Origin of the sequence: Serratia proteamaculans (genome assembly GCF_008830365.1) — a bacterium.
In the GTDB taxonomy this organism is placed as follows: domain Bacteria; phylum Pseudomonadota; class Gammaproteobacteria; order Enterobacterales; family Enterobacteriaceae; genus Serratia; species Serratia proteamaculans.
In genome coordinates, this window is sequence record NZ_WBKI01000001.1 from 1,422,043 (window position 1) to 1,448,826 (window position 26,784).

Below are 26,784 nucleotides of genomic sequence, written 5' to 3' on the forward strand. Positions count from 1 at the left end.
TCCCGCTTTTTCGGCCAATAGGCCTGCGGGGGCGATAAATCTCCATAGCGTGATCGAACAGCCGGGCATTCAGCGTAATTCGCACTACACTTGTAAGTTTCCAACGGCAATAGTCGCAAATCGAAACTATTGCTCCCTGCCCGCCGGCCGCTAAACGCCCAGACGGGCCATAACAGAGGTCAATGTCATGGTGATTCAACCCTATTTATTCTTTAGCGGTAACTGTGAACAGGCGGTGAACTTTTACGTGCAGCAGCTAGGCGCGACGCTTGAAATGATGATGCGTTACAAAGAGATGCCTGAGGAAGCCAAACAGGGCAACCCGCAGGATGTCAATCCGGAGTCCATCATGCATGCCCGGTTGCTGATCGGTGAAACGGCGCTGATGGCCTCGGATGGCTGCCCACAAGATGGTGCCGACGCATCACACAAAGGATTTGCCCTGTCACTCAACCCAACGACCGTGGAGCAAGGCCGCGAACTGTTTGAAAAACTGTCGCAGGGCGGCCAGGTTACCATGCCTTACCAGTCCACCTTCTGGGCCAAAGGTTTTGGCATGCTGACCGACCAGTTTGGCGTCAACTGGATGGTTAACGTTGAATAGCCCGTCATCCCGCTGCGGTGTGCGCCGCCAATAGCGAACATCGCAGCAGCAATCCTCAGTTATAGCGATACCAGTCATAGGCCGCCATGGCGAACAGCACAAACAACGCCGTCAACAGCACCAGTCCCAAACGCCAATAAGGCGACTTACGCTGCCGCCAGGCAAAGGCGATCATTAACGCCAGCACTCCCAGGGTCAGCGGGTAATAAACCACCAGCGTCAACAAAGTAATAATGATGTAGTCAGACATGCAAGCGATCCCTGTATTCTCTCCGCAGGTTTAGCGCGAACGCTTTACCCTCATCTCCCGCTCTTGTAGCGGTGCTACATACTGTGGTCCGGTCAGTCGGGGTAATATATTCCTCCCCTGCCCTCAACAACTTATTCATTTTCACCGTTTAAGGAGTAGTGGTCCAGGTGATTAACGAATAAGATGTAGGATTGTTCTTAGCGCGATTTGAATATTTTACAGCAAGGGTGACATGACACAGCAGCAACCGCAGGATGCCGAACGGCTACGCAACGGTAAAAACTCCCCGTTATTATTTCAGGCCGGCGTGTTCGTCGTCATCGTTGCCGTCACGCTAGTGCTGTTTAACGCCTGGCAGATTTGGAACGCCTATCAACGCGACTTGCAAAGCGCCGAACTGGAATCCGCCAATCTGGCCCGCGCGTTAGCGCAGCATGCCGACGATACCTTTATGCAGACAGACAGCACGCTGTCTGACCTGAGCGAACGTATTCAAATTGACGGCCTGGCTCAACACCCCCTGCTGCGACTACAGAAAGTGATGCAAACACAGGTGGGCAATCAGCCCCAGTTACATGGCCTGTTCGTTTACGACGCCCGTGGCAATTGGATAGTCACCTCATCGGGCCGATTCGTACAAAACGCCAATAACGCCGACCGCGAGTATTTTAAATATCACCTCGATCACAACAGTAACGCGATCTATATCGGTAAGGTGGTACGCAGCCGCTCTACCGGTGATTTGATCATTCCGGTATCACGCCGTATCAACAATCCGGACGGCAGCTTTGCCGGGGTGATACTGGCCACGCTGTATGTCGATTATTTCCGCCAGTTTTACGATACCTTTGCACTGAACAGTGACGCTTCACTCAACCTGTTACTGGCTGACGGCACCATTCTCTACCGTCGCCCTTACTCCCTTAACGCCATCGGCAAGAATATCGCCGAGGGCGTGCTGTTCCGTGAGATTCTGCCGCACTCCGAATTCGGCAATGCCACCATCATCTCCCGTTACGACAAGGTAGAGCGGATTTATGGCTATTCGCGGGTCAACCGCTATCCGCTGGTGATCGCCGCCGGGTTATCGAAGCAAGATGCGCTGTCCGACTGGCGTAATGATTCCAGCGTGTTTGCCCTCGGCGGTGCCACCCTGCTGGCCATTCTGCTGGCGATGGGGCTGGTGCTGATGCGTCAAATTAACCACAGCGTGCGCACCGAAGCCGAACTGATGCGCACCCGCGATCAACTCACCAGCATCAATCGGACGCTGGAGGAGCTGGCATTGCTGGACGGCCTGACTGGCCTGGCCAACCGCCGCCAGTTTGATATCGCCTTGAAGAATGAGCTGATGCGCGCTTCACGCAACTACCGCAGCGTGGCGCTGCTGATGTTGGATATCGACTGTTTCAAGCAATATAACGACATCTACGGCCACGTCGCCGGTGACCAGTGTCTGCAACAGATCGGGCAAATGCTCAAAGGAATGGCCAGCCGCAGTAATGATATTATGGCCCGTTACGGCGGAGAGGAAATGGCCATTATATTGCCGGATACCGACGTTCAGGGGGCACTGATTTTCGCCGAGCGCGTCATCGAAGCGGTGCGCGATTTGAAAATCCCGCATCAGGGCAACCCGCATGGTATCGTCACCATCAGCATAGGTATCTATGCCAAGGTGCCACATATGTATAACGACACACCAATGAGCTTTATCAATCAGGCGGACAGCGCCCTGTATCAAGCCAAGGCCCAGGGTAAAAACCGTATTTATACCGCTTAATCTGCCGGGGCCGTCTCTGACCAGGGCGGCCCCGGATAAACGCCGGACAATCGACAAAAATAAAACCAACCCGCTGATTAAAAAATAAAAAATAATTTACACCTTTGATTAATTACCGATGAAAATTAATTGATTTCAGCCCAGTCTATTTTACCCATTCGTTCCATTACCCTGCCGTTTAATGTCTGTTTACTTTTTGGTGAATTTTAATAATGCCAGCATCACGCCATCCAGCTTATTAATAGCATTTATTTTAATTCCAAATTAATTCCTGCTGGATATAAATCATTTCAAATAAAAACAATTAAAATATGACCCATTCGCAAGGAGATATTATGCGCGCGGATAACCTTACGCCAGAGCAGGCGTTGATGATCTTGCCACAGCAGCAGTGGAACAGTGCTCCCACTCCCCTTTCCCTCACCGCCGTCGAGGCGCTGGAGTAAGGGAGAACCCTGTTTTTGCCCGAGTTAAACTTTCCATTATTAGACGATGAAATAACGTTATTGGATCCCGCACTGGTAGATATAAAACGTAAAAACATCAGCTATTGGCCGGAGACTCACAAATTATCCGGCGTAGCCATAGGCGTGCGACCAGCTCATGGCGTAAAGACGACAGTCGTCTGCACGTCGACGCTTTCCCTTCGCGCCCCAACCTGGGTGAACATATCCTGCGTATTTTCACCAACATCAATCCCCACGGTGAACACCGCCAATGGCGCATCGGTGAATCCTTTCCTCAGTTGGCGCGACGCTTTATGCTGGAACAAACCTTCCTGCTGCCGGTCGACGCCATGAAAAAACCACAGCAATCACCGCTGAAGGTGCTGGAAACCTTGCTGCAGCACCCCTTGCTTTAATCCGCTTCCAACAGCAGGGTTTCCCCCAGTTGTTGCCCTCTCAGCTAACCGACTCGCTATCCCCTTGCTGGCGCGCTACCAGTGTCAGAATGCTGTACAACGCCACCGCCTGCTGATGCTGATTGAGCACCTGAACGTCCCACACCACCACGCCATGCGGACGATCTTCAGCGGTTTTTTGCGGCTTGCGAATTTTCTTCTTGCAGGTCAGCCGTACCTGAATGGTATCGCCAATTTTCACCGGTTCGATAAAACGCAGATTTTCCATGCCATAGTTGGCGATTACCGGCCCCACACCCGGATCGACAAACAGCCCGGCAGCAGCAGAAACCACAAAGTAGCCGTGCGCCACCCGCTCGCCAAACAGTGACTCGGCGGCGCCGATCTTATCCATATGGGCATAGAAATGGTCGCCGCTCAGGCAGGCAAAGTTAACAACGTCGGCTTCGGTCACGGTGCGGCGTGCGGTGAGCAGGCTGTCCCCCAGCCGCAGCTGTTCAAAGTATTTGCGGAACGGATGAACCGGATCCTCAACTACCGTCGCCCCACGCACCCACTCACGGCCGATCGCCGCCAGCATCGCCGGACTACCCTGGATCGCCGTGCGTTGCATATAGTGTTTTACCGCCCGCAGCCCGCCCAGTTCCTCGCCGCCACCGGCCCGTCCTGGTCCGCCGTGCACCAGCATCGGCAGAGGTGAACCGTGGCCGGTTGATTCCGCTGCCGCCTGTTGATCCAGGATCAGCATGCGGCCGTGGGCACAGGCGGTGGCGCGGATAAACTGCGTTGCCAGCGCTTCATCGGCGGTCACCAAAGACCCAGCCAGGCTACCCTGTCCTAGCAATGCCAGTTCAATCGCCTGTTCGGTATGCTGATAAGGCATCAGTGTCGCCACCGGACCGAATGCCTCGGTGCCGTGTACCGCCTGATGAGTAAAGGGATCGGCGCAGTACAACAGCGTGACCGGGTAAAATGCTCCCCTGGCGACCCCTTCGCCCAGCACCGTCAGTTTATCCGCCACTGCGCCACACAGTGGCTCACAGCCGTTATGCAGCAGGAAATCGACCTTCTGCTGTACGTCATCGCGCTGTTCGTGGCTGACCAGCGCCCCCATGCGCACCTGCTCCAGTTTAGGGTCACCCACCGTAACACCGGCCAACCGCTGCAACAGCGCCTGCTGCACTTCGGCTACCCGCTTCGCCGGCACGATAATCCGCCGGATAGCGGTACATTTTTGCCCGGCCTTGGCAGTCATCTCGCGGCACACTTCTTTGATAAACAGCGCAAATTCCGGCATCTGCGGCGTAACGTCTTCCCCCAGCACACAGCAGTTGAGCGAATCTGCCTCCATCGTGAAGGCAATGGATTTTTCCAGCAGGCGCGGATGGGCACGTAGCCGCTGACCGGTCGGTGCCGAGCCGGTAAAGGTCACCGCGTCCTGATAATCGAGATGGTCAAACATATCGCCGATGCCACCGCACACCAGTTGCAACGCCCCCTCCGGCACCAGGCCACTGTCGATAATCAGCCTGACCATCGCCTGTGTTAACTGCGCGGTGGCGGTTGCCGGCTTGATGATCGCCGGCATGCCCGCCAGCCAGGTCGGAGCCAGCTTTTCCAGCATCCCCCAGCAGGGGAAGTTGAAGGCATTGATATGCAACGCCACGCCTGGGCGTGAAGTCAGTACATGACGGGCGGCGAACTGCGCCTGTTTGGACAGCGGGATCAGCTCATCTTCCGGCCACAGGGTATCGTCCGGCAGTTCACGCCCCGCCAGACCCGCATAGGCAAACAGCGTGGCAATACCGCCTTCTATATCCACCCAGCCGTCACTGCGGGTCGCGCCGGTCTGATACGAAATCTCATACAGCGCTTCTTTATGCGCCAACAGGTGTTTGGCCACCGCTTTCATCATTTGCGCGCGCTGCTGGAAGGTCATCTGTGCCAGCGCCCTGCCACCCTTGCTACGCGCATACTCCAGGCTGGCTGCCAGCGGCAACCCGTCGGAACAAACCTGATACAGCGCTTCGCCGGTAACGGCATGATGGATTTCACGGGGGGCTCCCTGGCCAAACACCCAACCGCCAGAAAGATAACTGTGTAACTGCTGCATGGCTCCTCCGGAATTCATAAATTTACACAACAAGGATTAATTACGTATCAGGTATTGTCCAGTTTTCTCTTGGATGGAATTTAACAAAAATAGAACACCAGCGGGTTTTAGCGCGCTAAGCCGGTCATTCCCTGCCGCTTTTTAATTTTAAATACTTATAAATAACAATCAAATAACAAAAGCACCTGTGAGTACCATCGCAAAACCACATAAATGTCGTTTGATCTTTTTGTTATCAGTTTGTAGCCTTATGGTTAGTTAAAGTGATTCACATTTTTATATTCAATGTGAAAAATACGAATCACCAAGAGGCAAGCATGACAACTGATGCGCAATATCAGCAACACTTCGACGACAAGATTGCGGCGGATACCTCCATCGAGGCCAAAGACTGGATGCCGGAGGCCTACCGCCAAAACCTGATCCGCCAGATTGGCCAGCACGCCCATTCCGAAGTGGTTGGCATGTTACCGGAGGCCAACTGGCTGACGAGGGCGCCGACCCTGCGCCGCAAAGCGGTGTTACTGGCCAAGGTGCAAGACGAAGCCGGGCACGGCCTGTATTTGTACAGCGCCGCCGAAACCCTGGGCTGCTCGCGCCAGGACATCTACCAGAAAATGCTCGACGGCAAGATGAAATACTCCTCGATCTTCAATTACCCGACGCTCAACTGGGCGGATATAGGGGTGATTGGCTGGCTGGTAGACGGCGCAGCGATCGTCAACCAGGTCGCGCTGTGCCGCGCTTCTTACGGCCCTTATGCGCGGGCGATGGTAAAAATTTGCAAGGAAGAGAGCTTCCACCAGCGTCAGGGTTACGAGGCCGTGATGGCGATGGCCAACGGCAGCGAGCAACAGCAAGCCATGCTGCAGGACGCGATTAACCGTTTCTGGTGGCCGGTGCTGATGATGTTCGGCCCAAGCGACACCGATTCACCGCACAGCGCGCAAAGCATGGCGTGGAAGATCAAACGCCACAGCAACGACGAGCTGCGACAGAAGTTTGTCGACAACACCGTGCCGCAGTTGGAAGCCCTGGGCATGACGGCCCCGGATGCGGATTTGGCATGGGACGAAGCCGCCGGCCACTACCGCTTCGGCGAAATCGACTGGAGTGAACTGCACGAGGTGATCAAAGGCCGCGGGCAATGCAACCACGAGCGGCTGCAAGCCAAACGTCGCGCCTGGGACGAAGGTGCCTGGGTCCGCGAAGGTGCCCTGGCTCACGCGTCCAAAAACACCTCAACCGCCGCCTAAAAGGAACCGATGATGACACACGTTGAATGGCCGCTGTATGAAGTGTTTATCCGCAGCAAACAAGGGTTGGCGCACCGTCACGTCGGCAGCCTGCACGCCGCCGATGACCAGATGGCGCTGGAGAATGCCCGCGACGCCTATACCCGCCGCAACGAAGGCTGCTCTATCTGGGTGGTGCAGTCCGGCCATCTGATCGCCTCACAACCAGAAGATCGTGAAGCCTTCTTCGATCCGTCCGATGACAAGATCTACCGTCACCCGACGTTCTACACCATTCCCGACGGCATCAAGAACATGTAGAGGCGGCCATGACCCTTAACGATCCGCGAATTACTTATATTTTACGTCAGGGCGATACGCCACTGATCCTCGCTCAGCGACTGTGCGCCTGGTGCGGCCATGCGCCGGAGCTGGAGATTGACCTGGCGCTGGCAAACATTGGTTTGGATCTACTCGGCCAGGCACGCAACTTTCTCGGTTATGCCGCCGAATTGGCCGGGCCGCAATACAGCGAAGATCGCCTGGCCTTCGGCCGTGACGAACGTGAGTTTCACAACCTGCTGTTGGCGGAACAGCCCAACGGCGGTTTCAACGACACGCTGGTGCGCCAGTTCCTGATGGATGCCTATCACGTGCAACTGCATCAGGCACTGAGCCACAGCCGCAATGCGCAACTGGCCGCCATTGCCGCCAAGTCCCTCAAAGAGGCACATTACCACCTGCGCTTCAGCCGTGGCTGGATGATCCGCCTGGGTGACGGCAGCCCGCTCAGTCAGCAAAAAATTCAGCAGTCGCTGGACAACCTGTGGCGCTTTACCGCCGAGCTGTTCCACGCCGATGAGCTGGAGCTACAACTGGCAGAACAGGGTATTGCCGCCGATCCGCGCCAGCTTGAAGCACCGTGGCTGGCACTGGTGAATGACACCTTGCGACAGGCCAACCTGCAACTGCCGGCCGAACAGGCCTTCCGTCACGGTGGCAAACAGGGGCGGCACAGCGAGCACCTCGGCCCACTGCTGGCGGAGATGCAGTTTCTGCAACGCGCCTATCCCAACGCTAACTGGTAGGAGGCCGTGATGAACATTACCCGGCTGCAGCCCGCCGAAATCCCGCAAATCTGGCACTGCCTGCAACAGATTAGCGATCCAGAACTGCCGGTGCTGTCGATTACCGATCTGGGCATGGTGCGCGACGTCGAAGCCGAAGGGCACGGCTGGCATATTACCTTTACGCCAACCTACTCCGGCTGCCCCGCCACCGAGTTTCTGCTCGAAGCGATCGAACAGCGGCTGGCTGAAGCCGGTTTCAGCCCGGTGAAAGTGACCATCCAACTCAGCCCCGCCTGGACCACCGACTGGATGAATGCGGCTGCGCGTGAGCGACTGCGGGAATACGGCGTCGCACCGCCTCAGGGCCATACCTGTGACAAACCGCTGGCGCACGGCCCGGTGCCTTGCCCGCGTTGCGGCAGCACCCACAGCGAAAAAATCAGCGAATTCGGCTCTACCGCCTGCAAGGCGCTGTACCGCTGCTGCGATTGCCGTGAACCCTTCGACTACTTCAAATGCATTTAGGAAAAACCATGACGGTCTTCCATCGCCTAAACGTCGCCGCCATCGAGCGCGAAACGCCGGACGCCGTAGCCATCACTCTGCGGGTGCCCGAAGAACTGAAAAGTCACTATTGCTATACGCCCGGCCAGCACCTGACGCTGAAGGCGCTGGTCGACGGCGAAGAACTACGCCGCTGCTACTCCATTTGCAGCTCGCCGCAGGAAGGGTTGCTGCAGATCGGTGTTAAAGCCATTCATCAGGGCCGCTTCTCCTCGTTCGTTAATCGCCTGCTGAAAGTCGGTGACGCACTGGAGGTGATGGTGCCGCAGGGGCGTTTCGGCTATCAGCCACAGGCAGAAAACTGCGGTAACTATCTGGCGATTGCGGCCGGCTCAGGCATTACGCCGATGCTGTCGATCATCAAAGCCACGTTGCAACTCGAGCCCCTCAGCAGCTTCACGCTGATTTACGGCAACCGCAGCAGCCGTTCGGTGATGTTCAAAGAGGCGCTTTGCGATCTGAAGAACCGCTACCCGCAGCGCTTTCAGCCACTGTACATGTTCAGCCAGGAGAGCCTCGATAGCCCGCTGCTCAGCGGCCGTATCGACCGTGAGCACCTGCTGGCGATCGGCGACACCCTGCTGGATTACCGCGACTATGACCACGCCTTTATCTGCGGGCCGGAAAGCATGATGGACGACGCGCAGAGCGTGCTTGAACAGGCTGGCGTACCTGCAGAGCACATTCACAGCGAACGCTTTAACACCGGTGGCATGGTTGCCCGCCCGGTCAATGACACCAACCGTAATGCTACCCAGGTGGAAATTCTGCTGGACGGTCGCCGCTTGAATATCGAAGTGAGTGCGCAGGATGACAGCATTCTGGATGCAGCGCTGCGCCAGGGCGCCGATCTGCCCTACGCCTGCAAAGGCGGCGTGTGCGCCACCTGTAAATGCAGATTGAAGGCCGGTCAGGTGGATATGGCCGTCAACTACAGCCTGGAGCCGGATCAGTTGGCCGCAGGTTACGTTTTAAGCTGCCAGTCGTGGCCACGCGGCGACGGCGTGGTCCTGGACTTTGACGTATAGGAACCGACCATGGAAACCCCGTTGATCCTGCAACAACGCCAACAGCGCGTGATGACCCTGACGTTACAGCGTCCAGAGGCCCGCAACGCCTTGAATACCCCCTGCCTGGAACAGCTGGTTTATTGGCTGGACCAGGCTGATGCCGATGTCAGCGTCGGCGCCGTGGTGATTGCCGGTGCGCCCCGCTTCTTTGCCGCCGGTGCCGATCTGCATGAGCTGCAAAAACAAGATCTGCCTGCCGCGCTGACGGATCGCCGCCCACTGCTGTGGCAGCGGCTGGCCCAGTTCAGCAAACCGCTGCTGGCGGCGGTAAACGGCTATGCGCTGGGCGCCGGCTGCGAACTGGCGCTGGCCTGCGACATCATTATCTGCGGTGAAAGCGCCCGTTTTGGCCTGCCGGAAATCACCCTCGGCCTGATGCCGGGGGCCGGGGGCACCCAGCGCCTGATCCGCTGCGTCGGCAAGTCGCGCGCCAGCCAGATGGTACTGACCGGTGAAGCCATCAACGCCACCTGTGCACTACAAAGCGGCCTGGTCAGCGAAGTCTGTGTCGATGCGCTGACGCTGGAACGCACGCAGCAGATCGCCGAACGCATCAGCCTGCAGGCGCCCCTGGCATTACGCGCCGCCAAACAGGCATTGAAACAGGCTGAAGAAACCGGCCTTAGCCAGGGGCTGGCCATCGAGCGCCAGCAGTTTGTCACCCTGGCCGCCACCGACGATCGCCGTGAAGGCATCGCCGCCTTCTTCGAAAAACGTACGCCAAACTATCAGGGGCGCTGATTTATGGATAACGCATTGATTCTCACCCATCTGGAAGCCGGGGTGCTGACCCTGACCCTCAACCGGCCGGACCGGCTCAACAGCTTTAACGACGAGATGCACCGCCAGCTTAGCGAAGCGCTGACCCTCGCCGAGCGCGACGACAGCGTGCGCTGTCTGCTGATCACCGGTGCCGGACGCGGGTTTTGCGCCGGGCAAGACCTGAACGATCGCAACGTCAGCGCTGAACAACAGGCACCGGATCTTGGCCTGTCGGTAGAACGCTTCTACAACCCGCTGATCCGCCGTCTGACCGCCTTGCCGAAGCCGGTGGTGTGCGCGGTCAACGGCGTGGCAGCGGGGGCAGGTGCCGCCCTGGCACTGGCCTGCGATATCGTGATCGCCGCCGACAATGCCAACTTTATCCAGTCATTTTGCCGTCTGGGGCTGGTGCCGGACTCCGGTGGCAGTTGGTTCCTGCCGCGCCTGGCGGGCCATGCCCGCGCCATGGGCATGGCGATGCTGGGGGATAAAATCAGCGCACAACAGGCACTGGCCTGGGGCATGATCTGGCAGGTGGTGCCTGCGGATGAACTGACCGCCACCAGCCAAACGCTGGCGCAGCATCTGGCGACCCAACCGACTTACGGGCTGGGGCTGATTAAAAAAGCCCTCTACAGTTCGGCCAGCAACACCCTCGACCAGCAGCTCAGCCTGGAACGCGACCTGCAGCGTCTCGGCGGCCGCAGCGACGATTACCGTGAAGGGGTCAGTGCCTTCTTCGCCAAGCGCCCTCCTTCTTTCAGCGGGAAATAGCCATGAGCCAGCCGAACTTCAACGCCAGGGTCGCGGTGATAGGTGCCGGTACCATGGGCATCGGCATCGCCCAGGTGGCCGCCGCTGCCGGGCATCCCGTGCAACTGTTTGATATCGACGCCTCCGCTGCCCGGCAGGCACTCAACGTGCTCGCCCAGCGGCTGCGTCAACGGGTGGCGGCCGGTAAGGCCGATGCCGATGCCACCGAAGCCTTGCTGGCACGCATTCAGCCGGTAGATTCGCTACACCCGCTGGCCGACAGCGCCCTGGTGATAGAGGCGGTAGCGGAGAAGCTGGCGATCAAACAAAGCCTGTTCCGCGATCTGGAAGCCCTGTGCTCGCCCGCCACGCTGTTTGCCAGCAACACCTCGTCGCTGTCGATAACCGCGATCGCCGGTGCGTTGCAGCATCCACAGCGGCTGGCCGGGCTGCACTTCTTCAACCCGGCACCGCTGATGAAACTGGTAGAGATCGTCAGCGGGCTGGACACCAGTGCCGAAACCCTCGCCACGCTGCAAATGCTAACCCGGCAATGGGGCAAACAAAGCGTGCTGTGCCGCTCCACGCCGGGGTTTATCGTCAATCGGGTAGCGCGGCCCTTTTACGCCGAAACCCTGCGTGCACTGGAAGAACAGGTCGCCGACGCCGCCACGCTGGATGCGGTGATGCGCGACGCAGGCGGCTTCGCCATGGGACCGCTGCAACTGACCGATATGATTGGTCAGGACATCAATTACGCCGTGACTGAATCGGTGTTTCAGGCTTTCTTCCAGGATCCCCGCTTTACCCCGTCGCTGGTGCAGCAGGAACTGGTAGCGGCCGGACGTCTTGGTCGCAAAAGCGGCCAGGGGTTTTATCGCTATGGCGATCATCAGCCGCCGGTCGCTGCGGTGCTGCCCCCTTCCACGGCGACATTACCGCGCAGCGTCACGCTGCATGGGGATCCGCAGGGTATGACCGTGCTGAGCGAGTTACTGGCAGGAAATGCGGAGTCGATCAAACAATCTGGCCAGACCACTGCCTTTGCCCGGATCGATGAAGTTACATTGATGTTAACGAATGGTAAAACAGCCAGCCAAGTCGCCGATGAAACCGGAACCCCCGTGGTGCTGTTTGATCTGTCCGCCAACTACTCGCAGGCCACCACCGTCGCTATCAGCTGCGCGGCGCAAAACGATGCCCGTCACAACGCCAGCGTGGTTCGCCTGCTGCAATCTCTCGGCAGGAAGGTGATCCTCTTGCCGGACTATCCCGGCCTGTTGGTAATGCGCACCCTCGCCATGCTGGCCAATGAAGCGCTCGACGTGGTGAACAAAGGCGTCGCCAGTGCCGAGGATACCGACCAGGCCATGCGCTGTGGCGTCAACTACCCACGCGGTCCGCTGGAATGGGCCGCCGCCCTGGGCTGGCGACAAATCCTGACCACGTTGGAAAATCTGCAACACCACTACGGCGAGCCCCGTTACCGCCCAATGCCGCTGTTGCGTCACTACGCATCCCTCTCTTCAGGAGCCCAACAATGAACGCCAATACGCCCCACGCGCTGGCACAACGCTGCGCCGAACAGATGTTCCAGCAGGATACCTGCGCCCAGGCGATGGGTATGCGGGTGGATGCAGTCGATGTCGGTTTCGCCCAGGTCAGCATGACCGTCGGCCCGCAGATGCTCAACGGCCACCAGACCTGCCACGGCGGCCAACTGTTCAGCCTGGCGGACACCGCCTTCGCCTATGCCTGCAACAGCCAGGGGCTGGCGGCGGTGGCGTCCGGCTGCAACATCGAGTTTATACGCCCGGCGCTGGCCGGCGATCGTCTGACCGCCAGTGCGGAAGTCCGTCATCAGGGCAAAACCACCGGGCTGTACGACGTGGAAATCGTCAATCAATTGGGCAAAACCGTCGCCTGGTTTCGCGGGCGTGCTCATCGCCTCGGCCATGCCATTTTAGGGGAACAACCATGAGTCAGGCGTTTATCTGCGATGGCGTTCGCACGCCGATTGGCCGTTACGGCGGCGCATTGGCCAACCTGCGTGCCGATGATTTGGCCGCGCTGCCACTGCGTGCCCTGGTAGCACGCCACCCTCAGGTGGACTGGTCGTTAGTGGATGACGTGATCCTCGGCTGCGCCAATCAGGCCGGGGAAGATAACCGTAATCTGGCGCGCATGGCGACATTGCTGGCGGGCCTGCCGGTGAACGTTTCCGGTACCACCGTCAACCGTCTGTGCGGTTCAGGATTGGACGCACTGGCCATGGCAGCACGCAGTATCAAGGCCGGGGAAACCGGGTTGGTGCTGGCCGGTGGTGCGGAATCCATGACCCGCGCCCCGCTGGTGATGGGTAAGGCCGACACGGCCTTCAGTCGCCAGGCGCAGCTGTATGACACCACCCTGGGTTGGCGCTTTATCAACCCGCTGATGCAGGCGCAGTACGGCACCGACTCAATGCCGGAAACCGCCGAAAACGTGGCAGCACAGTTCAATATCAGTCGCGCCGATCAGGACGCCTTCGCGTTGCGTAGCCAGCAGCGCGCGGCCCGGGCGCAAGATTTGGGTTTACTGGCGCAGGAGATCGTGCCGGTCAGCCTCAGCGGTAAAAAAGGCGCGGTGACGCTGTTCAGCCAGGATGAACACCCGCGCGCAGACACCCGGCTGGAACAATTGCAGGGGTTAAAAACGCCGTTCCGCCAACCCGGTACCGTGACCGCCGGTAACGCCTCCGGCTTGAACGACGGTGCCGCGGCGCTGATCGTCGCCTCGGAGGCAATGGCCGTCAGCCAGGGCTTAACGCCACGTGCGCGCATCGTCGCTACCGCTACCTGCGGCGTCGAACCCGGTTTGATGGGCATCGGGCCGCTGCCGGCCACCCGCAAGGTGCTGGAATTGGCTGGGCTGAGCCTGGCGCAAATGGACGTGATCGAACTGAATGAGGCGTTTGCCGCCCAGGCGCTGGCGGTACTACGTCAGCTTGGCCTGCCGGATGACGCCCCGCAGGTGAACCCCAACGGCGGCGCCATTGCCCTTGGCCATCCATTGGGGATGAGCGGTGCGCGTCTGGCGCTGGCCGCCCTGTTTGAACTGGAACGGCGTTCCGGCCGCTACGCGCTTTGCACCATGTGCATCGGCGTCGGCCAAGGCATCGCCATGATCATTGAGCGAGTCTGACCCCCGAGGCTAATTATGTCCACAAATCCACAGCCACTCGACGCCATTGAGTTCGCCTCGCGTGATGAGATTGAAGCGCTGCAACTGGAACGTCTGAAATGGACGCTGCACCATGCCTATAACAATGTGCCGATGTATAAACGCAAGTTCGATCAGGCGGGTGTGCATCCCGACGATCTCAAACAACTGAGCGATCTGAGCCGTTTCCCCTACACCACCAAGCAGGACTTGCGCGACAACTACCCGTTCGACACCTTTGCGGTACCAATGGAGCAGGTGGTGCGTATTCACGCCTCGTCGGGCACCACCGGTCGACCGACAGTGGTCGGTTATACCCAGCGGGATATCGATAACTGGGCCGATATCGTCGCCCGCAGCCTGCGCGCCGCCGGGGCCACCGCCAAAGACAAGGTGCACGTGGCCTATGGCTATGGCCTGTTTACCGGTGGGCTCGGCGCTCACTATGGCGCGGAGCGACTCGGGGCGACGGTGATCCCGATGTCCGGCGGCCAAACCGAAAGGCAGGCGCAGCTGATCCTGGATTTCAAACCCGATGTGATCATGGTGACGCCGTCCTACTGTTTAACGCTGATCGATGAACTGGAACGCAAAATGGGCGGCGATGCCCGTGGCTGCTCATTGCGTCTGGGGGTGTTTGGCGCAGAACCCTGGACCGAAGCGCTGCGGCACGAAATTGAAAGCCGCATGGGCATCAAGGCGCTGGATATTTATGGCCTGTCAGAAGTGATGGGGCCAGGAGTAGCGATGGAATGTGCCGAAAGCGGCGGCGGCCCGACCATCTGGGAAGACCACTTCCTGCCGGAAATCATCTGCCCGGAAACCGGCCTTGCCCTGCCGGACGGCCAGCATGGCGAACTGGTGTTCACCACTCTGACCAAAGAGGCGCTGCCGGTGATCCGTTATCGCACTCGCGATCTCACCCGTCTGCTGCCCGGTGATGCCCGCCAGATGCGCCGCATGGGGAAAATCACCGGCCGCTCTGACGACATGCTGATCATCCGTGGCGTCAATGTGTTCCCGTCGCAGGTGGAAGAACAAATCATGCAGTTCGAACAGCTGTCACCGCACTACCAGCTACAGGTCAGCCGCAGCGGACACCTGGATACCCTGGCGGTACGCGTTGAATTGAAAGAGGCGGCGCTCAGCCTCAGTCACCAGCAGCGCTGTGAGATTTGCCACCAGCTGCGCCACCATATCAAGTCGATTATCGGCGTCAGCACCGACGTCAGCATTGCCAACTGCGGTGATATTCCCCGTTCGGAAGGCAAGGCCCAGCGGGTGGTCGATCTGCGACCACGCTGATCCCGCCGGCGTCACGGATGACGCCACAATAATTTGTGGTAATGTTGTGTCTCATCGTCGGCTAACCCGTGGAAAAATATGGAACATAAACTGGATGAGTTTATCCGCCATGCTATAGACGCGCAGCCGATCAGCGGTACCTCACTGATTATCTCCCTGTACGGCGATGCGCTTAGCCATCGCGGCGGCGAGGTGTGGCTCGGCAGCCTGAGCGCGCTGCTGGAAGCTCTGGGTTTTGGTGACCGCTTTGTGCGCACGTCGGTATTTCGCCTGCAAAAAGAGGGCTGGCTGGCAGTCGAAAAAATCGGCCGCCGCAGCTTCTATCGGGTGACCGATCAGGGCATGCGCCAGTTCCGCCACGCAGAGTCGAAAATCTACCTTAGCGAGCCACCGGCCTGGGACGGTAAATGGGATCTGCTGTTGCTGGAAAGCGCGGAAAAAAGCGAGCGGGCACGGCTGAAAAAAGAGCTGGGCTGGCTGGGCTTCGGCCAGATCGCCAATAACCTGATGGCGGCCCCCACCCATGCACAAACCGACGTCACCGCCCTGCTCGGCGAGCTTAACGCCAGCGAACAGGTGATCTACTTTCGCGCCGACTACCCCTACAACCGTTCCGAGCAAACCCTGCAACAGCTGGTGGCCAACTGCTGGGCTCTGGGTGACGTGGCCGCCGATTATCATGAGTTTATCGTCTCTTTCCGCCCGCTAATGACACTGCTGCGCGAAACCGACGATGCGCTACTGACGCCCCAGCGCTGTTTCCAGATTAAGCTATTATTGATCCACTTCTTCCGCCGCGTGGTGCTGAAAGATCCCCTGCTGCCGGACGCTTTATTGCCCGTCCAGTGGGAGGGGCAGATCGCCCGCAACCTGTGCATCAATATTTATCAGCGGGTGGACCGTGCCGCGACCGAGTATGTCAGCACGCTGGCAGAAACCACTATCGGCGCTCTGCCCGCCCCGGCGGCCGGTTATTACCGGCGCTTTGGCGGCTTGCCGCGCGATCCTTCACTTTAAGGAGCTTTTGCTATGCCCGTGTATCAGATTGACGGCCTGACGCCAGTGGTAGACCCCAGCAGCTATGTGCACCCGACCGCGGTGCTGATTGGTGATGTGATCGTCGGCAAACGTGTCTATATCGGCCCCAATGCCAGCCTGCGCGGCGACTTTGGTCGACTGGTGATCGGCGATGGTGCCAATATTCAGGACAACTGCGTGATGCACGGCTTTCCGCAGCAGGACACCGTGGTGGAACAGGACGGTCATATCGGCCACGGCGCGATCCTGCACGGTTGCCGCATCCGCCGTAATGCCATGGTCGGTATGAACGCGGTGATCATGGACGGTGCGGAGATCGGTGAAAACACCATCGTGGGTGCCATGGCGTTCGTCAAAGCCGCCGCGGTGATTGAAGCCAACAAGCTGGTAATCGGTAGCCCTGCGCGGGTGTTGCGCGACCTGACCGAGCAGGAGCTGGCATGGAAAGTGGCCGGTACGCGTGAATATCATGACCTGGTGCTGCGCTGTCACTCCTCACTGCGGGAAGTGGCTCCACTGACCGAAATCGAACCGGGCCGTCAGCGGTTGAGTTTTGGCGACCACCTGATACCAAAAAGTCAGCTTTAAACCAGATAAAAAGCGCCGTTTCAACCCAAAGTGATTTACAGTGAATGCCCTGTTTAACTTCTTTTATCTGGACCGGAATTCATGCCCAGAACGGCTAAAACGGTGGAAGTCCCCGCTATCGGCGAGCTTGATCGCCAAGCGGGGCAGCTTAGTCTGCAACTTGCCCAGGCACTGCGGGCAGCGATCAATAAAGGTGAACTGAAGCCCGGCGATCCCTTGCCTTCAACCCGCGTGCTGGCGGGCGCATTGCGGCTGGCCAGAGGCACGGTGCTGGCCGCCTTCGAACAACTGACGGCGGAAGGTTTTCTCGAAGCGCAGCCCGGTTCGGGTACCCGTGTAGCCCTGTCACTTCACCGCCAGCCGCCTGTACCGGCCAACATTGCTGATATTTGTGACATCCCCCTTTCCAGTCAGGCGCAGGCATTGGCGCAATTTGCCAGCCAGTTACAGCCACTGCCGCCGGTCCCCTTTACCGTCTCGGTGCCAATCAATGATACCGCGCCCGATGACGTCTGGCGTCGCCTCGGCAACCGTGTCCGCGCGCGCGGGCCAGGTGCCCCCGCCGGTTATGGCGAGCCGCTGGGCGCATTGCCGTTGCGCAAGGCCGTCTGTGAATATGTCCGCAAGTCCCGTTCCGTGCTGTGTATGCCGGAACAGGTGATGATCACTTCCGGCACTCAACAAGGGTTGTATCTGGCCACGCAAATCCTGCTGGATGCCGGTGACACCGCCTGGGTGGAAGATCCGGCCTATCACGGCATCACCGCCATCTTCAATAGCGTATTCCGCGACAGGCTGATAGCCAGAGTCCCGGTCGATGCCGAAGGGATAGACGTGGTGGCAGGCAACAAGATCGCGCCGCAAGCCAAAGCCGTTTTTGTCACCCCTTCTCACCAATACCCGCTGTGCATGCCGATGAGCATGTCGCGCCGGCTCGAACTACTGGCCTGGGCCAAACAACAGCGGGCCTGGATTATCGAAGACGATTACGACAGTGAAATGCGTTACTCCGGCCATCCGTTTCCCTCTTTGCAAGGGCTGGATCCGGCCAGAGTTGTCTATCTGGGTACCTTCAGCAAGATCCTTTTCCCTTCATTGCGCCTGGGTTATGCCATCCTGCCCAAACCCTTGGTGGATGCCTTCTGCGGTGCGCGAGTGCTGATGGATCGCCACCCGCCCAGCGCCGATCAGCACGTACTGGCCAGTTTTATGGCGCAGGGGCACCTGGATCGTCATATCCGCCGCATGCGCAGCGTGTATGCGGAAAAACGGCGGGTATTAACCGAAGCCATCAATGCCCATGTTTCTGCCGAGCTGGCCGCCCTGCACCCCAGCGATCAGGGCATGCATCTGGTGTTGTGGTTGAAGGCGGGGCTGGATGACCAACAGGTCGCTCGCCGCGCCGCCGAAGCCGGGGTGGCGGTTAGCGCATTGTCGCCGATGTATGCCGTCGGCAGCGGGAAAAACGGCTTGATACTCGGATTGGGCGGCTACGATGAGCTGCAGATCCACCGCGCTGCCCAACAACTGAATCAGGTGCTGGTGACGTTGGCCGAGGCCGGGTAAAGCGTCCGACAGTTAATCCCCTCTCCCCCTGGAGAAGAGGCGCTCACTGTAGCAATATCCTAAACCCTTATCTTACCCGGTTTAACGTGAAAAACGCTTCGCGCCGTACACGCAGACCAACACCCCGGCCATGACCGCCAGCATCGAAGGTTGGATGGTTTCATGCAGCACCAGCCCGGCCAGCGCCAGACCAAAAAAGGGCTGCAGCAATTGCAGTTGCCCCACCGCGGCAATGCCACCCAGCGCCAAACCGCGGTACCAGAAGATAAAGCCAATCCACATGCTGAACAACGAAATATAGCCCAGAGAAAGCCAGGCCCCGACGCTGACCTGCGGCCAGTCCGCAGGCGCTGCCCCAATGGCCACCATGGCCGTCAGCGGTAAAGCCACCACCAGCGCCCAGGAGATCACCTGCCAGCCACCGAGTTTACGCGTCAACATTGCGCCTTCCGCGTAGCCCAAACCACAAAGCAGTACCGCAGCCACCATCAGCAGGTCACCGGCCCAAGAAGCGCCCGCCCCCTGACTCAGTGCGAAAGCCCCCACCAGCAGGCTGCCCAACACCGAGAACAACCAGAAAGCCGCTTTAGGCCTTTCTCCCCCACGCAGTACGCCAAAACAGGCGGTCGCCAAGGGTAACAGCCCGATATACACCAGCGCATGCGCCGAAGTGGTGTGCTGCAACGCCAATGCCGTCAGTAAAGGAAAGCCGATCACCACCCCGATAGCGACCAACACCAGGGGCGCGATGTCATGACGCAGTGGCCGGCGTTGACGCATCACCCCCAAGGCACAGAGGGCTAACAAGGCTGCCAGCACCGCCCGCATCGCGGTCAGGAACAGCGGATCAAACTCCTGCACTGCCAGGCGCGTGGCGGGTAAAGAACCGCTAAAAATCAACATGCCCAAAAAGCCGTTGACCCACCCCTGCGCCGAATGACTGGCGCGGCCGATAGCCTGGTTTTTTTCTGTTTCACTGCTCATGGCAACACCACTCTACATCGGAAAAAGATCCTTTATTCTCCGGTTAAAGTGGTTTACTTCCAGTGCCAGATAATCACATTTTCAGAGAGCCACTTTACTCTACCCCCGAAGTTTCCATCCCGGCGGGCACCGGCTGATGGCGGCTATAGAAGAAGTAGATCGCCACCAGCAGCAGGGTAAACGGAATGCCAAACCACAGCGTCATTTTGAAAAACTCGGTGAACGCCGTCGAGATCAACAATGCCGCCATCAAACCGGCACCGGCCAACGTGGTGTACGGGAAACCCCACATGCGGAATTTCAGATGGGTTTGACGGTGCTGACGGCGGAAAAACAGGTGGGTGACAAAAATCATCAGCCAGGTGAAACAGGCGCCGTACACCGAGATCGACATCATCGCGGCAAACGATTTTTCCGGATAAACCAGGCTCAGTATGATCGATACCACAATGCCAATGCACGACATCGCCAGCGCACTCACCGGGATGCCGCGTTTACTGACCCGCCCCAACGCAGCCGGTGCTTGCCCGGCGCGAGACAGCGAGAACATCATGCGGGTGGTAATATACAACTGGCTGTTCATCGCCGACAACGCGGCCACCAGCACGATAAAGTTGAAGATACCGGCGGCGGCGGGCAGGTGGATCACGTTCATCGCCATCAGGAACGGGCTTTCGCCGGTACCGGACTGCCGCCAGGGAACAATCGCCAGCATCAGCGCAATCGACAGCATGTAGAAAATAAACAGCCGTAAAATGGTGCCCTTGAAGGCGGTTTTGACCGCAATCACCGGGTTTTTGGCTTCCCCGGCGGCCACCGCGATCATCTCAATGCTCAGGTAGCTGAAAATCGACACGATCACCGCGAACCACATGCCCTTGACGCCAAACGGGAAGAAGCCACCGTTGGCAGTAAAGTTGTGAATACCGAAGGCCGGGTTAGCGGAAAACAGCAGAATACCGATACCAATGGCGATAAAGGCCGCGATGGCAACCACCTTGATAGTCGACAACGCATACTCCACCTGGCCGAAGGACTTGACGCCAATCACGTTGATGAAAATCACCGCGGCAGAGAACAGCAGCACCCACGGCCAAATCGGCGTGGTCGGGAACCAGAACTGCATATACATACCGATGGCGGTCACCTCGGTGCCCACCGCCAATACTACGCAGGACCAGTAAGAGTAACGCACCAGAAAACCGAACAACGGGCTGATGTAAAACTCGGCATAGTCACCGAAAGAGCCCGGCGTTGGGTGCTCGGAAGTCATCTCCGCCAGGCATCCCATTAGCAACAGCGCCACCACGCCGCCGATAAAATAGCTCAACAGTACGCTGGGGCCGGCCATCTGAATGGCGTAGGCACTGCCGAGAAACAGTCCGGTCCCAATCGCCCCGCCGATTGCCAGCATCGTCATCTGCCCGGCGGTGAGCTGTTTCTTCAACCCGCCCTGTCGCCGCGCTATCTCTTCAAAACCTTTCATCTGTTTCATGGCAGTCCTACCTTATTCACGCAGTACGGGTGACATCCAGAATGGCGGCAGTAACGTAGTCGACATTATTTTGGTTCAGGCCAGGCAGACACATGCGGCCGGGGGCCACCAGATAGATGGCGTAATCTTGCCGCAGCCGCTCGAGCTGTTGCGGGTTCAGTCCGGTGTAACTGAACATGCCTTTCTGGTCGCGAATGCGGCGGTAGTCCAACTGCGAACCGCCCTTTTCCAGCCCGTTAGCCAGGATTTGGCGCATCTGTTTGATGCGTTGACGCATGCCGGCCAGTTCGCTTTCCCACTGCTGCCGCAGGCCAGCGTCTGCCAACAGGGTTTCCACAATCTGGCTGCCGTGGGTCGGTGGGCAGGAGTAGCTGCGGCGGATCAGCGTTTTCAGCGCACCCTTGACGTTTGCCGCACTCTCCGGGGTGGCACCGCGAACCGAAAGCCCGCCCAGTCGCTGGCCATACAGCGCGACATTTTTCGAAAACGAATTGGCGACCAAAAATTCCACATCGGTTTTCAGCGCTTCACGCAGTACGAAACAGTCCTCGTCCAGACCGTCGCCAAAACCCTGATAGGCAATATCGAACAACGGCAGCAGGCGACGACGCTGGACCACCTCAAGGGTGGCACGCCACTGTGCCTGGCTGAGATCGGTACCGGTCGGGTTATGACAGCAAGGGTGCAGCAGCACTACGCTGCCTTCCGGCAGGCTGTCCAGCGTATCCAGCATGGCGTCAAATCGCAGACCGCCGCTGGCCTCATCAAAATACGGATAGGTATGGACGTTCAGCCCGGCGCCTTCAAAGATCGCCCAATGGTTGGCCCAGGTCGGATCAGACACCCAGATGTCGCGACGGGACAGGTAGTGATGGATAAAATCGGCTGCCAGCTTCAGGGCACCGGAACCGCCGACGGTCTGTACCGTGCAAATGGACGGTAACGCCGCCGCGCCGAACAACAAAGTCTGTACCTGTTGAGCGAACGGTGCCGACCCTTCGATCGGCGGATAGCCGTGCGGGCGACGCTGCTCGAGCAACTGCCGCTCGGCCGCCTCAACCGCCTGCATCAGCGGGATCCTGCCCTGCTGATCGTAATAAAGACCAATACCCAGATTCACTTTCTGCGTATTTTCATCCTGTAAATAAGCTTCCATCAACGACATAATAGGATCTGCCGCCGAGCGGCCAATGTAATTAAACATAGCGATTCCTTAATTCATTATTTAATGAATTTGCAGGTGAGTGTTCTGGTTATATAAAGGTTTATGCCGTGGCGCTGACGGTAATTTCTATTTTCATTCCAGGTACCACCAATTTATCAACGATCACCGTTGAACGATTGGGGTAAGGATAATTAAAGTATTTCTTATAAATCTCATCGAGTAATTTAACGTCATTCACATCGGTAAGATAAATAATGACCTGTAAGACATTGTCGCTGTGGCTATTTGCCGCTTTTAACGTCTGGGCCAGATTATCGAAGGTCAGGGTAATCTGCTTTTCCGGCGCGCCGGTTTCAATGCTGCCGTCGGGCCTGACCGGGCCATGGGCGGTGAACAACATACCGCCGCCTTTGGTCGCCCAGGAAAAGGGTTGGCCAATTTCCGGCAGGCCGGTATCGATGATAGTGCGCATGGTTTAATTCCCCGTAGTGGTTAACTGGCGGATCAGCGCCCCGCCTCTGGCGAACAGCGAATCCAGCACGTTGTAATGGTTGGCACCGTCGACCACGACCAGGCTGACGGGCAGGTGTTTGGCTTTAAGCGCGGCATAGTAATGCTGCGACTGACCAATCAGTTCCGGCAGCTCGGCATCACCGTAAAATAGCGTCATCGGTTTGATACGTTCAGGGATATTCCGCGCCGGACTCAATTGGGTTATTTGCCGCGGGGACAACTGTAATTGCCGGTTAACGTAGCTGCTTAACAAGGGCTCCAGTTCGAAAATACCGCTGATCGGTAACACCGCGTCAACCACCGCATGCTGCTGCCAATAACTGGCCAGATGCCCACCGGCAGAATGGCCACACAGGTAAACCGGCGCAGACTTGGTTGACGCAAGCCGTTGTTGAATGGCACTCAGCGCCGCGCCGGTTTGCCGACAAATATCGTCCAGATTGGCCTGAGGGGCCAACGTATATTCCAGCAGCACTACGTCAAAACCCAACGACAATGGCACTTCGGCAATAAAGGCAAAATCGTCCTTGCTGCAAAATTGCCAATACCCACCGTGAATAAATATTAACGTGCCTTTGGGTTGGCCGTCAGAATATAACCAATCAAAAACTTCCCGGGGAGAGTCGCCATAGGGAATATTGCGTTCGCTGCGAACTTGCTGATAAACGGCCAGGCTGCGGGTTTGGAATGAGGTCAGGATCTGATCTTCATTGTCCACCGTCGAACCGTTATCGTAACTCCCCGCCAAAGGTTTCATATATTAAACTTCGTTTATTATTTAAGATATGCGTTAACTATTAGCACCGGGAATAATATTGTCAAGAAGGGAGCGGCAGCAATGCGTGCAGGGTAATATAAATCTTTTCTGCGGCGCAATAAGTTTAACCAGTGAAACTTATTGCGCCTTAATGGCTATTTTATTCCCGGCTGAATTTGCGCTAATTGACTTAATTCTTGCCAGGCATAATCCCAAAAGGTCCTTACCTTTAGCGGCATGCGTTGGATATTCTGCGCCACCAGTTGCACCGGCATTGGCAAAGGTTCAAACGCCGGGAGCAGGCGCACCAGCGTCCCCGCCGCCAAATCCTCTGCCACCTGATATGACAACAGCCGGGCGATGCCCTTACCCGCTCGCGCCGCCAGCAGTTGGGTTTCGACTTCATTAAGCAGCAGGCGCGGTGTCAGCCTTACCCTGTCACCGTTCTCCTGCGGACCAAAACGCCATTCACGCAGCGACGCCCGTTGAGTGCCGACAATGGTGTCATGATCGGCCAGTTGCGCCGGTTGTTTTGGCTCGCCGCGCAGTGCCAGATAGGCCGGGCTGGCGACCGTCACCCGCGAGACCTGCCCCAACCGCCGTGCCACGCGGGAAGAGTCCTGCAAATGACCGATACGCACCGCCACGTCTAGTCCCTCGTCAATCAAATCCAGGTTGCGATCGTTGAGCACCATTTCAATTTGCATCTGCGGATAGAGATCGAGAAACGCCATCACCACCGGTGCCACGTGCTTGCGCCCGAACTGCACCGGCGAGGTGATACGCAGCAGGCCGCTAAGCTGGGTATCCGCCGTGTCCAGCACCGCCGACTGGTATTCATGCAGTAGCAAGTGCGCACGCTCCGCCAGCCGCAGCCCGGCCTCGGTCGGCGCTAACCTCCGGGTGGTGCGTTCAACCAGCCGGGCACCAAAACGCTGCTCCAGCGAGGCGATGGCCCGGGTCACTGCCGGGGCGGAACGCCGCAGTTTACGACCGGCGGCGGCCAGACTGCCGTGCTGGATCACCGTCACAAAAATCTCCAGTTCGTCCAACCGATCCATAGACTGTTCCATAAAGTGAAATTATCAATTTCCAGATTGCCGGATTTCGCCTACTGACCGCAAGAGTATGCTAATGAAAATCTTTCAGGAGTGTGAGCATGCAAAAGCTAAAACTGTACGGTACCCCGCTTTCCGGCCACGTCCACCGCGTGGCGTTGCTGTTGCGGCTGCTCGAGTTGCCGTATGAATTTATCGAAGCGCCTGCCGAGGTGCGCCAAAGCGAAGCCTTTCTGGCGCTGAACCCTTTTGGTCAGATCCCGTTGCTGGTCGATGGCGAGCTGACGCTGGCCGACAGTAACGCCATTTTGGTGTATCTGGTCAAACGCTATGCGCCAGGTAGCCATTGGTTACCCGAAGACCCGGCAGCCGCAGCACAGGTGCAAGCATGGCTGTCCAAAGCGGCGGGAGAAGTCCGCTATGGGCCGGCTTCCGCTCGTTTGATCGCCCAGTTTGGGGTGGCGGAGGATTATCAGGCCGCGCTGGCGATAAGCGCCCGCTTCCTGCCGCAGATGGAGCAACATCTGACCGACCGTTCGTTTTTGGCAACGCAACAGGCCACCATTGGCGATCTGGCCTGCTACAGCTATGTGGCGGTAGCTCCGGAAGGGGGCATTTCACTGGCCCCCTACCCGGCAATCCAACGTTGGGTGGCGCGCATCGCGGCACTGCCTGGCTTCTTTGCCATGCCGTCGCTGCCGTACCCCACCGGGAGGTAAATCCGATGATCCCGCAGATGTTCCACCCCGATGAACTACGTGCCCAGACCCTGGCCGGATTTGACCAGGTGGGCGGCGGCATTTTCCCCAACATGCCCGACCAGCACCGCAAGTTTTTCGAGGCACTGCCTTACCTGTTTGTCGCCACGCTGGACGAGCAGGGTTGGCCGGTGGCGACTCTGTTCAGCGGCCCGCCCGGATTTTTGCGCACGCCGGACAGCACACACCTGCGTATCAGTGCGCCCCGCCGTAGCGATGATCCGGCACAGGCGACATTGCAATCCGGCAAGCCGGTGGGAGCATTGGGGCTGGACTTCAGCAATCGGCGGCGTAACCGTGCCAACGGTGTGATCGGGCGTACCGACAAAAACCGCATTGAGATCGACGTCAGACAAAGCTTTGGCAACTGTCCGCAGTATATTCAGCGGCGCGAGCTGTATCCGGCCCCCGCCAACCCCGCACCGATTGAGCATCTCACTACGCTGGATGCGGCGGCGCAGGTATTGATCCGTCAGGCGGATACCTGTTTCGTGGCCAGTGCTGCCCATACCCAGCTGGCGCAAGGCGGCGTGGATATTTCGCACCGGGGCGGAAAACCGGGGTTTATCCATCTGGAGGGAAACAGCCTGTGGATGCCGGATTTCCGCGGTAACCGTTATATGAATACCCTGGGTAACTTGCTGGCGGAGCCGCGTGCGGCGTTGCTGTTTATTGATTTTGAAAACGGGAATATTGTGCACCTGCAGGGGGAAACGCAGATCCTCTGGCAAACGGGGATAGGTCAAGGGGTGGCGGGAGCAGAACGTTACTGGCGCTTCGATATACACAGCGCATGGCGCTTTTCACAGGCCCTGCCGTGGCGCGGCCGCAATCTTGAGTTCTCCCCGGCAACGCTCACTACCGGGGTGTGGTCGGAATAAATCTGCACAGATATGCGGATGAACTTCCCTCTCTCCCAGGGGAGAGAGGGAATGATTGGGTTTTATACGCTGTGTTCCACCGTGGTGGCCGCCTGATAAAGTTGGCGGAAATAGCTCAGGCGTTCAAAGAACAAGCGGCTTTGCGGCTCTGACATATTGCCGGCCACTTTGCCGGCATCAACCTCCCTTCCCTGCCATTCCATCAGCGCAATGCTCGACGCCAGAAAATCCATTTCACCACCGCCATAGAGATGTCTGTCCACTGATTTCATCATTTGCACACTCCTTTTAATCGCATCGAAAAGGGTCATATGCCTGCTGACTTCAGTATCGTCCCGACTGCGGGTGTTTTTTGTACAGAAGGTGCGCATCCCAGCAAATTGATTTGTTGCCACGGATCGGGCAAATG

At 58.2% G+C, this 26,784-nt stretch carries 27 protein-coding genes and 1 pseudogene; 19 read left to right on the forward strand and 9 right to left on the reverse strand.

The features are described 5' to 3' along the window. Positions 1 to 187 precede the first annotated feature (187 nt). Positions 188 to 604, forward strand: a complete 417-nt coding sequence (locus F8R23_RS06730) for a VOC family protein (RefSeq protein WP_099064737.1) — start codon at positions 188 to 190, stop codon at positions 602 to 604. 55 nt (positions 605 to 659) lie between these two features. Here the strand turns inward: F8R23_RS06730 and F8R23_RS06735 are convergent, their stop codons facing one another. Continuing rightward, complete coding sequence (locus F8R23_RS06735) at positions 660 to 854, reverse strand: hypothetical protein (protein WP_099064738.1); 195 nt, start codon at positions 852 to 854, stop codon at positions 660 to 662. Positions 855 to 1,086: 232 nt separating this feature from the next. On the opposite strand from F8R23_RS06735, the gene F8R23_RS06740 reads away from it, so the two are divergent. Together F8R23_RS06740 and F8R23_RS06745 are read left to right on the forward strand one after the other, a co-directional pair. Continuing rightward, entirely contained in the window at positions 1,087 to 2,637 is a 1,551-nt protein-coding gene (locus tag F8R23_RS06740) for a sensor domain-containing diguanylate cyclase (RefSeq protein ID WP_129936792.1), read from the forward strand. 455 nt (positions 2,638 to 3,092) lie between these two features. Then, positions 3,093 to 3,499: pseudogene (locus F8R23_RS06745) on the forward strand (Kdo hydroxylase family protein). A 40-nt stretch (positions 3,500 to 3,539) separates the two neighbouring features. Here F8R23_RS06745 and paaZ read toward each other — a convergent pair. Beyond that, positions 3,540 to 5,612, reverse strand: a complete 2,073-nt coding sequence (paaZ, locus tag F8R23_RS06750) for a phenylacetic acid degradation bifunctional protein PaaZ (protein ID WP_129936793.1) — start codon at positions 5,610 to 5,612, stop codon at positions 3,540 to 3,542. Positions 5,613 to 5,929: 317 nt separating this feature from the next. Here paaZ and paaA point away from each other — a divergent pair, with 317 nt between their 5' ends. From paaA to pdxR, 14 genes are all read left to right on the forward strand, one after another. Continuing rightward, the gene (paaA, locus tag F8R23_RS06755) at positions 5,930 to 6,868 is read left to right on the forward strand and encodes a 1,2-phenylacetyl-CoA epoxidase subunit PaaA (protein ID WP_198642220.1); all 939 of its coding nucleotides are present in this window, start codon (positions 5,930 to 5,932) and stop codon (positions 6,866 to 6,868) included. A 12-nt stretch (positions 6,869 to 6,880) separates the two neighbouring features. After that, entirely contained in the window at positions 6,881 to 7,168 is a 288-nt protein-coding gene (gene paaB / locus F8R23_RS06760; RefSeq protein ID WP_112349546.1) for a 1,2-phenylacetyl-CoA epoxidase subunit PaaB, read from the forward strand. A gap of 8 nt (positions 7,169 to 7,176) precedes the next feature. Further along, a complete protein-coding gene (gene paaC, locus F8R23_RS06765; protein WP_112349545.1) occupies positions 7,177 to 7,935 on the forward strand; it encodes a 1,2-phenylacetyl-CoA epoxidase subunit PaaC in 759 nt (252 codons plus the stop codon). Positions 7,936 to 7,944: 9 nt separating this feature from the next. Then, positions 7,945 to 8,442: a 1,2-phenylacetyl-CoA epoxidase subunit PaaD gene (paaD, locus tag F8R23_RS06770; RefSeq protein WP_129936795.1), complete on the forward strand. Its 498-nt coding sequence runs from the start codon at positions 7,945 to 7,947 to the stop codon at positions 8,440 to 8,442. Positions 8,443 to 8,450: 8 nt separating this feature from the next. Continuing rightward, the gene (gene paaE, locus F8R23_RS06775) at positions 8,451 to 9,509 is read left to right on the forward strand and encodes a 1,2-phenylacetyl-CoA epoxidase subunit PaaE (RefSeq protein WP_151415417.1); all 1,059 of its coding nucleotides are present in this window, start codon (positions 8,451 to 8,453) and stop codon (positions 9,507 to 9,509) included. Between the two features lie 9 nt (positions 9,510 to 9,518). Further along, complete coding sequence (gene paaF / locus F8R23_RS06780) at positions 9,519 to 10,292, forward strand: 2,3-dehydroadipyl-CoA hydratase PaaF (RefSeq protein WP_129936797.1); 774 nt, start codon at positions 9,519 to 9,521, stop codon at positions 10,290 to 10,292. Positions 10,293 to 10,295: 3 nt separating this feature from the next. After that, positions 10,296 to 11,087 (forward strand): 2-(1,2-epoxy-1,2-dihydrophenyl)acetyl-CoA isomerase PaaG, encoded by a 792-nt coding sequence (paaG, locus tag F8R23_RS06785; protein ID WP_129936798.1) that lies wholly within the window; start codon positions 10,296 to 10,298, stop codon positions 11,085 to 11,087. 2 nt (positions 11,088 to 11,089) lie between these two features. Next, the gene (locus F8R23_RS06790; protein WP_151415418.1) at positions 11,090 to 12,610 is read left to right on the forward strand and encodes a 3-hydroxyacyl-CoA dehydrogenase; all 1,521 of its coding nucleotides are present in this window, start codon (positions 11,090 to 11,092) and stop codon (positions 12,608 to 12,610) included. Further along, positions 12,607 to 13,047, forward strand: a complete 441-nt coding sequence (gene paaI / locus F8R23_RS06795; protein WP_151415419.1) for a hydroxyphenylacetyl-CoA thioesterase PaaI — start codon at positions 12,607 to 12,609, stop codon at positions 13,045 to 13,047. The genes F8R23_RS06790 and paaI overlap by 4 nt, the downstream gene beginning before the upstream one ends. Beyond that, positions 13,044 to 14,249: a 3-oxoadipyl-CoA thiolase gene (gene pcaF, locus F8R23_RS06800; protein WP_129936800.1), complete on the forward strand. Its 1,206-nt coding sequence runs from the start codon at positions 13,044 to 13,046 to the stop codon at positions 14,247 to 14,249. Before paaI ends, pcaF begins: the two co-directional genes overlap by 4 nt. 15 nt (positions 14,250 to 14,264) lie before the next feature. Continuing rightward, positions 14,265 to 15,572 (forward strand): phenylacetate--CoA ligase PaaK, encoded by a 1,308-nt coding sequence (gene paaK, locus F8R23_RS06805; protein ID WP_151415420.1) that lies wholly within the window; start codon positions 14,265 to 14,267, stop codon positions 15,570 to 15,572. 78 nt (positions 15,573 to 15,650) lie between these two features. Next, positions 15,651 to 16,589: a phenylacetic acid degradation operon negative regulatory protein PaaX gene (paaX, locus tag F8R23_RS06810; protein ID WP_129936802.1), complete on the forward strand. Its 939-nt coding sequence runs from the start codon at positions 15,651 to 15,653 to the stop codon at positions 16,587 to 16,589. Positions 16,590 to 16,601: 12 nt separating this feature from the next. Next, a complete protein-coding gene (gene paaY, locus F8R23_RS06815) occupies positions 16,602 to 17,198 on the forward strand; it encodes a phenylacetic acid degradation protein PaaY (protein ID WP_129936803.1) in 597 nt (198 codons plus the stop codon). 81 nt (positions 17,199 to 17,279) lie between these two features. Beyond that, positions 17,280 to 18,764 carry a MocR-like pyridoxine biosynthesis transcription factor PdxR gene (pdxR, locus tag F8R23_RS06820; protein ID WP_151415421.1) on the forward strand — a complete coding sequence of 495 codons (1,485 nt, stop codon included), beginning with the start codon at positions 17,280 to 17,282 and terminating at the stop codon, positions 18,762 to 18,764. 81 nt (positions 18,765 to 18,845) lie between these two features. Here pdxR and F8R23_RS06825 read toward each other — a convergent pair whose 3' ends face one another. From F8R23_RS06825 to F8R23_RS06850, 6 genes are all read right to left on the reverse strand, one after another. After that, positions 18,846 to 19,748, reverse strand: coding sequence for a DMT family transporter (locus tag F8R23_RS06825; protein ID WP_129936805.1), 903 nt, complete (start codon positions 19,746 to 19,748; stop codon positions 18,846 to 18,848). Between the two features lie 94 nt (positions 19,749 to 19,842). Further along, on the reverse strand, positions 19,843 to 21,243 hold the full coding sequence (locus tag F8R23_RS06830; RefSeq protein WP_129936806.1) for an amino acid permease: 1,401 nt from the start codon (positions 21,241 to 21,243) through the stop codon (positions 19,843 to 19,845). Between the two features lie 16 nt (positions 21,244 to 21,259). Next, positions 21,260 to 22,447, reverse strand: a complete 1,188-nt coding sequence (locus F8R23_RS06835) for an amino acid aminotransferase (RefSeq protein WP_129936807.1) — start codon at positions 22,445 to 22,447, stop codon at positions 21,260 to 21,262. A gap of 61 nt (positions 22,448 to 22,508) precedes the next feature. Further along, positions 22,509 to 22,880 carry a RidA family protein gene (locus tag F8R23_RS06840; protein ID WP_085117432.1) on the reverse strand — a complete coding sequence of 124 codons (372 nt, stop codon included), beginning with the start codon at positions 22,878 to 22,880 and terminating at the stop codon, positions 22,509 to 22,511. A 3-nt stretch (positions 22,881 to 22,883) separates the two neighbouring features. Beyond that, positions 22,884 to 23,678 carry an alpha/beta hydrolase gene (locus F8R23_RS06845; protein ID WP_151415422.1) on the reverse strand — a complete coding sequence of 265 codons (795 nt, stop codon included), beginning with the start codon at positions 23,676 to 23,678 and terminating at the stop codon, positions 22,884 to 22,886. Between the two features lie 155 nt (positions 23,679 to 23,833). After that, positions 23,834 to 24,739, reverse strand: coding sequence for a LysR family transcriptional regulator (locus tag F8R23_RS06850; RefSeq protein WP_099064757.1), 906 nt, complete (start codon positions 24,737 to 24,739; stop codon positions 23,834 to 23,836). A 98-nt stretch (positions 24,740 to 24,837) separates the two neighbouring features. Here F8R23_RS06850 and F8R23_RS06855 point away from each other — a divergent pair, with 98 nt between their 5' ends. Together F8R23_RS06855 and F8R23_RS06860 are read left to right on the forward strand one after the other, a co-directional pair. After that, entirely contained in the window at positions 24,838 to 25,455 is a 618-nt protein-coding gene (locus tag F8R23_RS06855) for a glutathione S-transferase (protein WP_129938320.1), read from the forward strand. 5 nt (positions 25,456 to 25,460) lie between these two features. Next, positions 25,461 to 26,375 carry a pyridoxamine 5'-phosphate oxidase family protein gene (locus F8R23_RS06860; RefSeq protein ID WP_151415423.1) on the forward strand — a complete coding sequence of 305 codons (915 nt, stop codon included), beginning with the start codon at positions 25,461 to 25,463 and terminating at the stop codon, positions 26,373 to 26,375. Positions 26,376 to 26,437: 62 nt separating this feature from the next. Here the strand turns inward: F8R23_RS06860 and F8R23_RS06865 are convergent, their stop codons facing one another. Then, positions 26,438 to 26,650: a glycogen synthesis protein gene (locus tag F8R23_RS06865; RefSeq protein WP_112349528.1), complete on the reverse strand. Its 213-nt coding sequence runs from the start codon at positions 26,648 to 26,650 to the stop codon at positions 26,438 to 26,440. Between the last annotated feature and the right edge of the window lie 134 nt (positions 26,651 to 26,784).

What these genes read in the sequence shown, in the direction of transcription:
- F8R23_RS06730 (WP_099064737.1), top strand. Translation starts at nt 188, where the DNA reads ATGGTGATTCAACCCTATTTATTCTTTAGCGGTAACTGTGAACAGGCG.
- F8R23_RS06735 (WP_099064738.1), bottom strand. Translation starts at nt 854, where the DNA reads ATGTCTGACTACATCATTATTACTTTGTTGACGCTGGTGGTTTATTAC.
- F8R23_RS06740 (WP_129936792.1), top strand. Translation starts at nt 1,087, where the DNA reads ATGACACAGCAGCAACCGCAGGATGCCGAACGGCTACGCAACGGTAAA.
- paaZ (WP_129936793.1), bottom strand. Translation starts at nt 5,612, where the DNA reads ATGCAGCAGTTACACAGTTATCTTTCTGGCGGTTGGGTGTTTGGCCAG.
- paaA (WP_198642220.1), top strand. Translation starts at nt 5,930, where the DNA reads ATGACAACTGATGCGCAATATCAGCAACACTTCGACGACAAGATTGCG.
- paaB (WP_112349546.1), top strand. Translation starts at nt 6,881, where the DNA reads ATGACACACGTTGAATGGCCGCTGTATGAAGTGTTTATCCGCAGCAAA.
- paaC (WP_112349545.1), top strand. Translation starts at nt 7,177, where the DNA reads ATGACCCTTAACGATCCGCGAATTACTTATATTTTACGTCAGGGCGAT.
- paaD (WP_129936795.1), top strand. Translation starts at nt 7,945, where the DNA reads ATGAACATTACCCGGCTGCAGCCCGCCGAAATCCCGCAAATCTGGCAC.
- paaE (WP_151415417.1), top strand. Translation starts at nt 8,451, where the DNA reads ATGACGGTCTTCCATCGCCTAAACGTCGCCGCCATCGAGCGCGAAACG.
- paaF (WP_129936797.1), top strand. Translation starts at nt 9,519, where the DNA reads ATGGAAACCCCGTTGATCCTGCAACAACGCCAACAGCGCGTGATGACC.
- paaG (WP_129936798.1), top strand. Translation starts at nt 10,296, where the DNA reads ATGGATAACGCATTGATTCTCACCCATCTGGAAGCCGGGGTGCTGACC.
- F8R23_RS06790 (WP_151415418.1), top strand. Translation starts at nt 11,090, where the DNA reads ATGAGCCAGCCGAACTTCAACGCCAGGGTCGCGGTGATAGGTGCCGGT.
- paaI (WP_151415419.1), top strand. Translation starts at nt 12,607, where the DNA reads ATGAACGCCAATACGCCCCACGCGCTGGCACAACGCTGCGCCGAACAG.
- pcaF (WP_129936800.1), top strand. Translation starts at nt 13,044, where the DNA reads ATGAGTCAGGCGTTTATCTGCGATGGCGTTCGCACGCCGATTGGCCGT.
- paaK (WP_151415420.1), top strand. Translation starts at nt 14,265, where the DNA reads ATGTCCACAAATCCACAGCCACTCGACGCCATTGAGTTCGCCTCGCGT.
- paaX (WP_129936802.1), top strand. Translation starts at nt 15,651, where the DNA reads ATGGAACATAAACTGGATGAGTTTATCCGCCATGCTATAGACGCGCAG.
- paaY (WP_129936803.1), top strand. Translation starts at nt 16,602, where the DNA reads ATGCCCGTGTATCAGATTGACGGCCTGACGCCAGTGGTAGACCCCAGC.
- pdxR (WP_151415421.1), top strand. Translation starts at nt 17,280, where the DNA reads ATGCCCAGAACGGCTAAAACGGTGGAAGTCCCCGCTATCGGCGAGCTT.
- F8R23_RS06825 (WP_129936805.1), bottom strand. Translation starts at nt 19,748, where the DNA reads ATGAGCAGTGAAACAGAAAAAAACCAGGCTATCGGCCGCGCCAGTCAT.
- F8R23_RS06830 (WP_129936806.1), bottom strand. Translation starts at nt 21,243, where the DNA reads ATGAAACAGATGAAAGGTTTTGAAGAGATAGCGCGGCGACAGGGCGGG.
- F8R23_RS06835 (WP_129936807.1), bottom strand. Translation starts at nt 22,447, where the DNA reads ATGTTTAATTACATTGGCCGCTCGGCGGCAGATCCTATTATGTCGTTG.
- F8R23_RS06840 (WP_085117432.1), bottom strand. Translation starts at nt 22,880, where the DNA reads ATGCGCACTATCATCGATACCGGCCTGCCGGAAATTGGCCAACCCTTT.
- F8R23_RS06845 (WP_151415422.1), bottom strand. Translation starts at nt 23,678, where the DNA reads ATGAAACCTTTGGCGGGGAGTTACGATAACGGTTCGACGGTGGACAAT.
- F8R23_RS06850 (WP_099064757.1), bottom strand. Translation starts at nt 24,739, where the DNA reads ATGGATCGGTTGGACGAACTGGAGATTTTTGTGACGGTGATCCAGCAC.
- F8R23_RS06855 (WP_129938320.1), top strand. Translation starts at nt 24,838, where the DNA reads ATGCAAAAGCTAAAACTGTACGGTACCCCGCTTTCCGGCCACGTCCAC.
- F8R23_RS06860 (WP_151415423.1), top strand. Translation starts at nt 25,461, where the DNA reads ATGATCCCGCAGATGTTCCACCCCGATGAACTACGTGCCCAGACCCTG.
- F8R23_RS06865 (WP_112349528.1), bottom strand. Translation starts at nt 26,650, where the DNA reads ATGATGAAATCAGTGGACAGACATCTCTATGGCGGTGGTGAAATGGAT.